We start from the raw sequence: 12,504 nt of genomic DNA, 5'->3' as shown, positions 1-12,504 counted from the left end.
CTACTCCTGCTAGCCGTGTCACGCAGTTGGCCATACCCTTAGGCTGTGGCTTGTGCGGCAAATCGTTTATTCATCACACTGTAGTATGTCACAGGTATCACGATCAGGGTGAGCATGGTTGAGACAAAGATCCCAAAAATCAGTGAAATGGCCAAACCACTGAAAATGGGATCATCCAGAATAAACAATGCGCCCAATATCGCCGCAAAACCCGTCAGCAAGATGGGCTTTGAGCGCACCGCTCCAGCATGGATCACCGCTTCGGCAAAGGGTAGACCAGCGGATGTCTCTTCATTGATAAAGTCCACCAGCAAAATCGAGTTTCGCACGATGATACCCGCCAGCGCGATCATGCCAATCATAGAGGTAGCCGTGAACTGCGCCCCCATGATCGCATGACCGGGCATAACCCCAATCACGGTGAGCGGAATGGGCATCATAATCACGATGGGCACCACATAACTGCGAAACTGTGCCACCACCAATAGATAGATCATCAGCAGACCAATACCATAGGCAATGCCCATATCGCGGAAGGTCTCGTAGGTAATCTGCCACTCACCATCCCATTTGGTGGAGATCTCGGCGGTCATGCTGGGCTGCTTGATAAAAAAGCGCTCCATGGCCTGACCACCCTGGGCACGCATCTGCCCCATGGCACTGTCGATCTCCATCAAGCCATACAACGGGCTATCCTTTGCACCCGCCATATCACCGGTGACATAGACCACCCGTTTGAGGTTTTTATGGTGAATAACCGGGTTGATCTTGCCATAGGAGATCTGCACCACCTCGGTTAAAGGCACCTGTTGACCCAGATGAGAATCCAACTTTAAGGCCATCAGGTTATCCACACTATGCTTCCAATCGTCGTGCAAGGAGATACGCACAGGGATCGCCTGCTTGGCATCGGTCACATGCAGATAGGTCGCATTTTTCCCCTCTAGGGCGCTCTGAATTACATTGATAACCGATCCGGCATCCACCCCCAACTGAGCCGCCCGTTTGCGGTCTACCCGAATTTGCATGCGCTTGGCTGGGGATTCGACACTGGTGTCAATATCCACAATATCCGGTGTGGCATGGAAAAGTTTTTCGATCTGTTGGGCATATTCGATCTGGGTGACATAGTTGGGTCCGTAGACCTCTACCACTAGGGGTGACTGCACCGGCGGTCCGGGTGGGACCTCCACGATCTTGACGTTGGCACCATATTTCGCCCCAATCTCTTGAAGAGGCTGACGTACCGCCCGGGCGACATCATGGCTCTTGCGCTCGCGGTGATGCTTATCCACCAAATTGATCTGAATATCCCCAACATTAGGCCCTTTACGCAGGTAAAACTGCCGCACCAGACCATTAAAACCAACGGGGGATGCGGTACCCACATAGGATTGAATATCTGTCACCTCAGGTACCGTAATCAGATAGGCCCCCAACGCTTCCATGACGGCGGCGGTGCCCTCGGTGGTGGTCCCTTCAGGCATATCCACCACCACTTGAAACTCCGATTTATTATCAAAGGGCAGCATTTTTAGGATAACCGAACCATTGACCACCAAATAAAGCGAGGCGGCGATCAAGCCAATCATCACCAAGGCCAGCACCGTACGGTTAAACCAAGCTACCTTGCTGGTCACAAACGGACCATAGATACCACGAAACAATTTAAGCATACCCGAAGAGACCTCCTCCGTGGGGGGGGCGTCATCCTCATGGGCCACCGCAGCACCCGCGTGGGCCGCCAAATGCTTGTTGTGAACCCCGTTCAAGCCTTTATAGGTAAGCCAGGGGGTTACTACAAAAGCCACCACCAGAGAGATCAACATACCCGTACTGGCATTGATGGGAATGGGGCTCATATATGGCCCCATCAAGCCCGTCACAAAAGCCATGGGTAACAGGGCGGCAATCACCGTAAAGGTAGCCAAGATGGTAGGTCCACCCACTTCATCCACCGCTTTGGGAATAATATCCAATAGCTTTTTTGTACTGCCATGCATGTGCCGGTGAATATTTTCCACCACCACAATGGCGTCATCCACCAAAATACCGATGGAGAAGATCAATGCAAACAGCGAAACCCGGTTCAAGGTAAAGCCCCAGGCCCAGTTACCAAACAGGGTCAAGGCCAGGGTAAGCAGCACCGCCACCCCCACGATCAACGCCTCTCGCCAGCCCATGGTGAGCAACACCAGCAACACCACAAAGGCGGTGGCAAAACCAAGTTTTCCAATCAGTTTATTGGCCTTGGCTTCGGCGGTGGCACCATAGTCGCGGGTCAGGGTCACCTGCACATTATCGGGGATCAGATAGCCCTTGAGATTGTCCATCTTGGCGATGACCGCCTTGGAGATCGAGACCGCATTCAAGCCTTCCTTTTTTGAAACCGCAATGGTAACAGACTGATAACGTCCAGACTTTTCAATCCCTTTTATCCAAGCCGAGGGCCCAGTAGCAAACCAACCGTAGGAACTCGGCGTATCTGGCCCCAACTCGACATCCGCTACGTCAGAGAGATGAACCAACCGCCCCTCATGTTGAGCGACAACCAGATCGGCGATCTCCTCGGCACTGGAGAGGAAATCCCCCGCATAAACCGGGATGGCTTGATTGCCCTCCACAAAGGTGCCCGACAGGCCATGACGGTTAGCCCCCATTAAACTTTTGGCCAAACCCTCCATGGTCAGACCGTAACCGGCCAGCCGCACGGGGTCCAGTTGCACATTGACCACGCGCTCCACATCCGCCACCGTGTAGACCTTACGGGTGCCTTCAATCCCCTTGAGCTCTGCCTCAACAGAGTGGGCTACTTGGGTCAACTCATAACCGTTGATGGCCGGATCATCACTCCATAGGGTAAAGGAGAGGATGGGTACATCATCAATCCCCATGGGCTTGACCAGGGGTTTACCCACCCCCAACCCCTGGGGCAGAAAATTTTCATTGGAAAAAATGGCGTTGTACAAGCGCAAAATCGCCGCATTTTGGTCTTCTCCCACCCGATAGCGCACGGTCAACACCGCCATGCCATCCCGGGAGAAAGAGTAGACATGTTTAACCCCCGAGACCTCGGACAGCACTTGCTCAGCAGGCACCGTCACCGTCTGCTCCACTTCGGCCGCGCTGGCACCAGGGTAGGGAATAAAGACATTGGCAAAGGTGACAGAGATCTGGGGCTCTTCCTCCTGCGGGGTCACGGCAATGGCAAACAGCCCAAGCAAAAAACCCACAATGGCCAACAGGGGAGTGATCTCCGAATTTTGAAATTTTTTAGCCACGCTACCCGATAGGCCCAATCGCTCACTCATGGATCGCATCCTTTTTACGCATGGATTGGTAGTGACTCAACGCCACCTGGGTAGCCAGCGCAGGCTGCTTGACCACCAGATCTCCCTCCAATAAGCCAGAGACCACCTCGACCTGTTGAGCCTCATCTACCTGGCCGAGGCGCACCATGCGCAACATGGGTGCTGGTTGCCCTGGGTTCATGACATAGACGGCGGTTAATTCGCTGCGCCGTACCACGGTGGATTCTGGAATGATCAGTTTTTCCTGCTGACCGATGACAAAAAACACTTTAACCAGCATCCCCGGATAGATACCTTGTATGCCTTCGGGCAGCTTGATACGCACCCCCACCGTACGGCTCGCGGGGTCCGCTACGGGGAACACCACCACATCCTTAACGGGTATGCGCCTTACCTGCTGCGCCAAGGAGGATGAGATTTCCACCAGCGCCGAGCGGGTGACCCGCACCACATCCGCATATTTTTGCGGAATGTTGGTTATTACCCGCAGCTCATCCAACGAAATTCCCGTAAACAACCGCTGCCCCACGCTGGCATTTTCGCCCAGTTGCACAAAGCGTTGCGTCACATAACCGGAATAGGGCGCACGCAGCACCGTGTCATCCACCCCTTCACTGGCACTGGTGAGCCCTGCTTTGGCGGCGTTCAAGCGTGCGCGGGCCGCTTGCAGCGAACCCTGCGCTTGATCCATTTGCGAGGCCGTCACCATCTTTTGATCAAACAGCGATTTAAGCCGGTTATACTCATTACGCGCTTCGACCACACGGGCTTCGGCTTCACTGACCCCGGCTTGGGCTTGAGAGAGGCCCGCCTGATTGCGCTTACCCTTAAAGCTGAGCAGAACCTGGTCTTTTTTAACATAATCGTTTACGTCAAAGTTTAACTCCACGATGGTACCCGCCGTTTTTGCGGTCATGGTGGCTTGGTTAATGGCCTCCACATTGCCTGGTATTGGGAGCAGTTTGGGGCTCTGCGTTTTGGTAACCGTGACGGTTGCCAAAGACGAAGCTGCGGCCACGGATGATAGACCCACCCACATAGCAACGGACAGCACGAGATATTTGACATAGAGATTCATGAAGCATCACCTGGTTAGAAGTTTGGTCATTGCCTTTTAAAGCCGCCGCTCAGACACCCTTTTGCAACCAACTGTTAATGCGTTGCATGAGTTCACCGTTGAGCTCACCCGCTGCGCGGTGTAGCGCTAATGTATTCAGAACATAGCCAATACGGGCTGCGTTTAAATGGCGTTGTGTATCGCGCAGGGCCCGCTCGGCATTGAGAATATCCAACATGGTCCGCACCCCGGCGGTGAACCCCGCTTGGGTGGTTTTTAAGGCGGTTTGCGCCGATTTTTCCGCCTGTTTGAGAGCGTTTACCCGTGCAATCGCGGTCAACACGCCACGGTAGCTATCCCCCACTTGCCGGGTAATTTTACGGTACAGATCCTCGCGTTTAAGCTGGGCCTCATCCTTTTGCGAGAGCGCTTCGCGCATTTGTGCCTCTGGCCGCCCTCCTTGGAAGAGGGGCACGCTCAAGGTCACACCCAAGACCTGGGTGTTGGTATCGGCCCCCAACCAAGTGGCAGAGGCGGTATTGTTATAGACGCTATGGGAGGCGTTTAGAGAAAGGGTGGGATAGAGACCACCCCGTGCCTTATCGGCCCCCAACTGGGCCGCTTCGGCGGCGACATCCAATACCCGGAACATGGGATTACGGACCAATGCCTTTTGTATCCAGTAGGCGACATCCTGTTCGGGCTTATCGAGGGGAAAGCTTTGCTCAAGGTCCGCCAGGCTGGCAACCTGCTTGCCGATTAACTCTACCAGCGCCTCTTGTCGAGATTCGCGGGTTTCCGCCAGGGCCAGCAGTTGGGCATTGGAGAGATCCACCCGTGCCCTAGCCTCTTCAAGATCCGTGACAATGATCCGGCCCACCTTAAACTCGGCCTGGGCACGTTCCAGCAGGCGAGTAACGGCCAAATTTTCTGCCTGGGCGACTTCCAGATCTTGTTGCGCCAGCAGCACCTGGAAATAGGCTGTTGCCACATCATAAGCGAGCTGCATGGCGGTATCTTCGCGGCTGAGGGTTAGCCGCTCCACATTTTTTTTGGCCTGCTGGTAACCCTTATAGTGGCTGTAGTGGATGATGGGCACCTCCACCTGCAAAGCATAACCATCAATTTTATAGCCATCATGATCCAGGGTGTTTTGTTTGTAGCGTTTGGCCGTAACCTCGCCACCGGCATAGGGCAACAGTTACGAAAAAGCCTGTTTCTGCTGCTCTTGGGCCCTGCGAATGCGGGTATCATCCAGTTGTAATGTCAGACCAGAACGCAAGGCTTGGTGGTAGACATCGCTCAGGGTTTCGGCATGACAGACCGGACTGAACAGTAGAAAGAGAAGGGCGAGTTTTTTCATGACAAAGTACCGTTTCTTGAATCGGTGGTTTGGCTTGATAGGGAGAGCAATTGGTCCAAGCGTGAGGGCGCTTCGCCCCTCCTACCCATAACCGGAGTGGCACAGGATGCTGGCGTGAGTGTGCTCAAAAAACGACCTCCTGTTGAGAGAGACCAAACATTCGATGACTCACAAAATCAACCCCTTGAAAAACGGATCATATCCGTCAACTTTCTCGAAAAATCTCACATTATTTCAGAATACTTCACTATATTTCAATAAGATGCTTACCTATACCTACGCGCCATTAATACCAGATATGCTGTCGCTTTTGAACTATTATTTGATAAAAATAAATCCTGGATCCGTGAGTTTATTTTTAGTTTGCGTCCTGCAACCGTATGGCAAAGCAGATAAATTTGTTATTATATGAACTGTTTTTTGATTCACCCAGGGGGTGAGATGAAGCGGTTCAAATTGGAGCAATCGGAGCAGGAGATCTACACGGCGACCAGTGGTCTGGCACTGGCAGGCGCTTGTCTGGACCGCTATGTGAATTTGGACAAGGAATTGAAGAAAGCACAGCCGTTGCGACACGGTATCAGCCATGCTGACATTGCTCGCAGCTACCTGGGTTTGTTGTTGCAGGGCAAGAGCGACTTTGAGGCGATTGCACAGTTCAGAGAAAATCGATTTTTCATGGAGGCACTTGGTATAGCCCATGTGCCATCCATTGCGAGAATGCGCCAGCGGCTGGATGAAGGGGCTGAATCGTGGTTGTCTGTAATAGAGTGCTGCACAGTTGATTTTTTGGTCAACGCCGAAGTTCCCGTGACGTGCTTGGTGACCGGGCATGTGGCGCTGGATATGGATGTGTTTCCTATGGACAACTCCAGCACGAAGAAAGCGGGGGTTTCCCGCACCTACAAGGGACATGACGGATTCGCGCCCATTGGGGCCTACCTCGGGGAAGAGGGCTGGTGTGTTGGGATGGAGTTTCGTGAGGGCAAACAGCACAGCCAGAAGGGATTTATTTCCTTTTTGACGCGTGTGTTGCCCCAAGCCCGCCGCTTGAGCGCCAGTCACCGTTTACTGGTCCGCCTGGATAGCGGGCACGATGCGCTGGAAACGCGTGTGGCGTTGGTAAACGAGGATACCGATTATATTCTCAAATGGAATCCCCGAACCGCTGATATGACACCCTGGCTGGCCATGGCGGAAGAGGAAGAGTGCTGGGTTGAAACACGTCCTGGAAAGTTTGTTTCCCGGTTCAGCGTCATTGAGGAGCAAAGCTACGAGGGCCAAAGCTATCAGTTCCGGCGCGTGATGCAGGTGACTGAACGCCGAATTGATCGTCACGGACAAGGCTTGCTGGTTCCCGATGTGGAAGTTGAGGGCTGGTGGACATCGCTGGACTTGGTGGAAGAGGATGTCATTGCCCTTTACAAGGCACACGGGACATCAGAGCAATTTCACAGCGAGTTCAAGACAGACCTGGATTTGGAGCGGCTTCCGTCGGGCAAGTTTGCCACCAACGCCCTGGTTATGGGAATGGCGGCATTTGCCTACAATATCCTGCGGTGGATCGGACTTTTGGGTCTGATGGGCAAAGATGGGCCAGTGCGGCACCCAGCTAAGCGTCGGCGTTTGAAGACGGTTATCCAAGAGATGATCTATCTGGCCGCTCGCTTGGTCAGAAGCGGAAGGCGGCTACGATTGCGCTTTGGACTGAATTGCCCTGCATTCGACGCATTCGAACGGGTGTATGAGCGATTTGCTCCTGGAAAGCTGTTGGTTGGATGATCACAGAGCACAGAAATGGCGGCGTGAATGCACGCTAATCCGGGTATTTGCGCCTTGATATTGAAAAATGGGGGCGTTCGGGGTAAACTGAGACAGCATCTGGCCACATATTGCCGGGAAACAGTGGTCTGACCATATTCTGAGGGCAAAAACAGGGGTTGATGTGTTGGGAGAAGCGTTCGGTCAACACGCCCCAAAGAAAGTCACCGATTCAGGTAAATAACAATTATCAATCAATATGAATCCATGCATATAATTATATTTGTATTTTTAATTTATCTAATGACTATGCCGGATACAGATTGCCATATTTTCCCTGTATCCTGCATGGAAACCGATAAACCACACTATAAAATCAATATTTTATGTTTATAGATATAATTATAATCTCTTCATCAAGCATGCTCAACAGCGTGTTTTTCAAACGCACGTTTCACCATTTTAAGGAACAGGGGCCACGTCCTGGATGTTTTAAGAAAGCAGGTGATGAATTCCTGGGAAGAGTGAAGAGTGTTTAAAATCCATTTGGCGCATAAAAAATACAGGAACTCCTTTATAGAAAAATGCTCGAAGTTAAGTGTTACCCCAGTACATGATCCAGGGAGATTTGACGATGATACTTATTACCGGAGCCACAGGATTTGTTGGACAAGCCCTCATTCAACAACTTGTCTCTGAAGGTCATAAAATTCGCGCCCTCGCCCGTCATATACCCGCAAGGCACGCGCCAGAGGGGGTCCAGTATGTCGCAGGGGATATTCAGATCCCCAGCTCCCTACAAACGGCCATGGAGGGGGTTACGTGTGTGATACATCTGGTGGGTATTTTGGCCGAACAGCGCCACCGTAGCTTTGAGGAGATTCACCACCAAGGCACCCTAAACGTGCTGCAAGCGGCCAAGCAGGCAGGGGTTAAACGGTTCCTCCACATGAGCAGTCTGGGCACCCGGGCCAATGCCGTCGCCCGCTATCACCAGAGCAAATGGCAAGCCGAGTGCGCCGTGCGGGAGAGTGGCCTAGACTACACCATTTTTCGCCCCTCGGTGATTTTTGGCCCCGGGGATAACTTTGTAAACCAATTTGCCCGCATGATCCGTTTTTCTCCCATGGTGCCTATCTTAGGGGATGGGCAAAACCGCATGCAGCCCATCGCCGTGGGGGATGTCGCCCGCTGCTTTGCCATCGCCCTAACAGACCGCCAAACCCTTGGCCAGACCTACGAGTTGGGTGGTCCACAGCAGCTCACGTTTCAAGAGATCATGGAGAACATTTTGGATGCGCTGCATAAAAAGCGCTTTAAACTACGCCTACCCTTTGCCCTGCTCAAGCTGGAGGGTAAAATTTTTGAGGTGCTGCTCAGCAACCCCCCGCTCACCTATGACCAGATGCTTATGGCCCAGGAGCACAATGTCTGCGCCGCTGGCACTTCGTTGCCCACTCCCTTTACCTTTACTCCATTAGCCTTTGCCGAGGGCATTCGACGCTACCTAACCCCCTAATTGGCAGCCGCGCATCCTGCCTTTACACAGATCATCGCCCCTGCAACCGGTAACGCCGTTTTAGCCCTTGCGGGGGCATGTTCTGTGTGGCGCGTGTCGGAATAAGCTTGCGGGGTAAATTTCATTTTATAATTATATTTCATATCGTTGCATCACTCATCAAAACACCATTGTACACATCTAAGTTATCCACATTTTTATACAGAGCTGTGGATAAACCTGTGGATAACCCCCGTTTTTGGGCCACCACCAACGCACCCCCTACCCCAACGGGTTTTCCACAGCAGCGGGTAGAATTCCCCAGCTTCTGTGGATGAGGCTGTGGAAAACCTCTGAATAACCCCCACAACCTGCCAATTTATAAGAACAATAAACTTTTTGCCCATTTTTTAACCATTTACTCCATTTAGCGGGAAAGAGATGTTTTTCCACCGTTTTTCCACAGTTATCCACACCCTGTGGATAAAGCTGTGGATAAAAGCCTTTAGCCTGCATGGTACAGGGCCGATTCGGCCATTTTTGCCAACGGCATAAGCCCTTTTTGTGTAAGCGGTTAGCTCAACGCCCGCGCCAGCAGGTGACGGGCATCGGCATCCCAGCCCACAATTTCCACCGGTAGCAGCGTGCCAGCTGTGGCAGGGGTATTTTCCACCACCACATCGAAAAAGCTGTCATTTTTTCCCAATAACCGCCCCTGGGCATCGCTCTGCTCCACCAACACACGGTCATGACAGCCCACCCGCCGCTGGGCCACCTGTTGCCATACCGCTCCCCCCACCATGGCCAACTGTTTGGCCCGTGCTTTAATGCGCGTATCCTCCACATGAAAACGGCGGGGAATGGCGGCTGCGGGGGTATCGGGTCGGGCCGAGTAACGAAAAATGTGCAGCAGTGAGATCTCCAAGCGGCGCACCATGTCACAGCTTTGCTCAAACGCGGCCTCGGATTCTGTGGGAAAGCCCACAATCAGATCGGCCCCCAATACCAGTTCGGGGCGCACCGCCCGCAGTTGAGCAACCCGCTCCAGCAGGGCCTGCCGGGTGCTGCCCCGGTGCATGCGTTTGAGCACTTGGTCATCGCCGGATTGCATGGAGAGATGCAGATGGGGGCAGAGCTTGGGCGCACGCCCCATCAACGCAATCAACGCTGGCTCCATATCCATCGGGTCAATGGAGGAGAGCCGCAAACGGGCCAAGCCATCCAGGCTTAGCAGCTGCTCCACCAAACGAGCCAAGGACCACCCCTGCCCCGTCTGCTCCCGGCCATAGCTGCCCAGGTCGATGCCAGTAAGCACCAACTCTTGATAGCCTGCCTGCAAAAAGCTTTGAGCTTGCGCCATCACCCACTGGGGGGATTGGGAGCGGGATGGTCCCCGTAACGCCGGGATCACACAAAAGGTGCAGCGTTTATCGCAGCCATTTTGCACCTGCACAAAGGCACGCGCCTGCCCTTTAAAGGCATCGGCAGCCACCAGCGGCCCCTCTTCCCAGCGTGGCAAGGGGGCCTCCTCCGCGAGGGGTTCTAATCCGCTCTGGCGCAGGGGCGTACGCGGCATCGGGGCCACTTGCTGGGTGGCGGGTTGCGCCAGGGGTTTGGCTTCCAGGATGGCCAACTCTTTGGCGATGCCGCGTTTTTCCTGATTACCCAATACCAGCGCCACACCGGGTAGCTCCGCCAGCAGTTGGGGATTGCGCTGGGCATAACAGCCGGTCACCAATATTTGGGCATGGGGGTTCTCCCGCGCGATACGGCGAATCTGCTTACGCGCCTGACTATCGCTCTGGGCCGTGACCGAGCAGGTATTGACAATCACCACCTCAGCCGTCTCATCTGCCGTTGCGCTGACGTAGCCCATTTGGGCAGCCTCCGCCTGCATGGCCGCCCCTTCAAATTGATTAACCCGGCACCCCATGTTAATGATGGCGATGCGCTTTTTTGTGGTATCATGGTCATCCATCTTGACGAACGGTTCCTATTGACCTAACGTTGTGGTAACAGGGCAGCTCGTAGGCTGCCTTTTTGTCCCTTTTAGAGATAGACAAGCGGGCCATACGTATCATGCCTTCGGCACTGCGCAACGGTTTTTCCCCTTTTGTACAGAATCTACTGGATGATCTGCACTGGATCGTAGGCCCCATCTATATGGTGGGCGGTGGCCTGCGTGACAGTTTGCGCCACCGCTTTACCGCCCACGAATTGGATTTGGTGGTGCTTAAACCGCTGGATGAAGCCCGCGAGCTGCTACAAAAGGCAGGCTATCCAGCGGTGGTGCAGGGACAACGCCCCAACACCCTTATCCTCCCCCTCAAACGGCAAGAGCCCCCCAATACCATCAACCTCTCCTGCTGCTGTGGCGGAGTTAAGGCCGAACGAGGCATTGAAGAGGATCTACGCCATCGGGATATTACCGTCAACGCCATCGCCTACTGCTGGCCCGACGGCCCTTTGATCGACCCCTTTAATGGGGTGAAAGATCTGGAAGAGAATCGCATTCGCTTGGTCAATGGGGAAGAGACCGTGCGTGAGGACCCCTTGCGCGCCTTGCGTTTTTTCCGCTTTATCATTCAGCTTGCGGGCGAACCTGACCCCGAGGATCTATACGCCGCCGCCCATACCACCCTCTACCAGATCCAACCGGAGCTGCTACGGGGTGAAACCGACCGCATTCTCTCTCTGCCCCTACGCGACAAGCACAGCCAGCACTATATCTTTGAGCTGTTTAAAACGCCACTCGGCAAAGATCTACTCCCAGAATTCGCCCCGCTCAAGGCCTTTCCAGAGCAGCCGAACAGCAAAGAGAGCGTGTGGGAAAATGCCTTAAACACCATGCTCAAGCTGACCCCACCCCAGAGCGGTGAAGAGATCTCACTGCTGGATCTGCGCTGGGCCGCCCTGCTACACCAATTGGGCAAACCGGCCTCTGCCCGCTGGGATGAAAATGGCCTCGTCAATGGTTATGGTATTCACCGGGACCACTCGGTACGACGTAGCGCTAGGGTGTTGCAGCGGTTGGCCTTTACCAAGCGGCGGCAACGACGCATTTTAACCATGATTCAGTTTATGGAGATGCCCTTTCCCCCCAGTGAGCGGGTTTTGCGCCGCATGATCAACCAAAATGTGCCGGTCGAAGGGGTGTTCCGCCTGTTGCGCGCCAAGGCCGAGGCCACCCAAAGCAACAGCCCAAATGAAGAGCAGATCCAGGAAACCTTTCAAAACCTGATGCGCCGCTGCAAACAGATACGCGAGCGGTTAAATACCCCCGCACCAGAGGAGCTTAACCTCACCGGCGGTGATTTAATTGATTTGGTTCGGGGTGAACCTGGACCGTGGATTCAGCAACTCCAACACCATTTGGCTTTATGGATACAGAAAGACCCCCGGCGCAACAACCCTGAACGCCTCAGTGAAGAGGTGCAAAACTGGGTGGTTAACCACCCCAGCCTGGATGACATTGCCCCGGGCAGCCGTTCTAGCTGCTAAGCGGCTCCACCCC

At 53.8% G+C, this 12,504-nt stretch carries 8 protein-coding genes; 3 read left to right on the top strand and 5 right to left on the bottom strand.

Annotated features, from left to right (window positions below; translation table 11 throughout):
• Positions 1-38: 38 nt before the first annotated feature.
• The 4 genes from MMC1_RS05025 to MMC1_RS21830 are packed head-to-tail and all read right to left on the bottom strand — an operon-like array spanning position 39 to position 5,731.
• Positions 39-3,311: an efflux RND transporter permease subunit gene (locus MMC1_RS05025; protein ID WP_011712656.1), complete on the bottom strand. Its 3,273-nt coding sequence runs from the start codon at positions 3,309-3,311 to the stop codon at positions 39-41.
• Positions 3,304-4,389, bottom strand: a complete 1,086-nt coding sequence (locus MMC1_RS05020; protein WP_011712655.1) for an efflux RND transporter periplasmic adaptor subunit — start codon at positions 4,387-4,389, stop codon at positions 3,304-3,306. Before MMC1_RS05020 ends, MMC1_RS05025 begins: the two co-directional genes overlap by 8 nt.
• Before the next feature lie 49 nt (positions 4,390-4,438).
• On the bottom strand, positions 4,439-5,566 hold the full coding sequence (locus MMC1_RS05015; protein WP_011712654.1) for a TolC family protein: 1,128 nt from the start codon (positions 5,564-5,566) through the stop codon (positions 4,439-4,441).
• Between the two features lie 3 nt (positions 5,567-5,569).
• A complete protein-coding gene (locus tag MMC1_RS21830) occupies positions 5,570-5,731 on the bottom strand; it encodes a hypothetical protein (RefSeq protein ID WP_160162663.1) in 162 nt (53 codons plus the stop codon).
• A 441-nt stretch (positions 5,732-6,172) separates the two neighbouring features.
• On the opposite strand from MMC1_RS21830, the gene MMC1_RS05010 reads away from it, so the two are divergent.
• Entirely contained in the window at positions 6,173-7,513 is a 1,341-nt protein-coding gene (locus MMC1_RS05010; protein ID WP_011712653.1) for an IS1380-like element ISMasp7 family transposase, read from the top strand.
• A 613-nt stretch (positions 7,514-8,126) separates the two neighbouring features.
• Positions 8,127-9,011 carry a complex I NDUFA9 subunit family protein gene (locus MMC1_RS05005; RefSeq protein ID WP_011712652.1) on the top strand — a complete coding sequence of 295 codons (885 nt, stop codon included), beginning with the start codon at positions 8,127-8,129 and terminating at the stop codon, positions 9,009-9,011.
• A 553-nt stretch (positions 9,012-9,564) separates the two neighbouring features.
• Here MMC1_RS05005 and mtaB read toward each other — a convergent pair.
• On the bottom strand, positions 9,565-10,968 hold the full coding sequence (gene mtaB, locus MMC1_RS04995; protein ID WP_011712651.1) for a tRNA (N(6)-L-threonylcarbamoyladenosine(37)-C(2))-methylthiotransferase MtaB: 1,404 nt from the start codon (positions 10,966-10,968) through the stop codon (positions 9,565-9,567).
• A 62-nt stretch (positions 10,969-11,030) separates the two neighbouring features.
• Here mtaB and MMC1_RS04990 point away from each other — a divergent pair, with 62 nt between their 5' ends.
• Entirely contained in the window at positions 11,031-12,491 is a 1,461-nt protein-coding gene (locus MMC1_RS04990; protein ID WP_143711362.1) for a tRNA nucleotidyltransferase/poly(A) polymerase family protein, read from the top strand.
• The last annotated feature ends 13 nt before the right edge of the window (positions 12,492-12,504 follow it).

Origin of the sequence: Magnetococcus marinus MC-1 (assembly GCF_000014865.1) — a bacterium.
Taxonomy (GTDB): Bacteria; Pseudomonadota; Magnetococcia; order Magnetococcales; family Magnetococcaceae; genus Magnetococcus; species Magnetococcus marinus.
The sequence above is the reverse complement of the archived record's forward strand: the minus strand, read 5'-3'. Positions and strand labels throughout refer to the sequence as shown.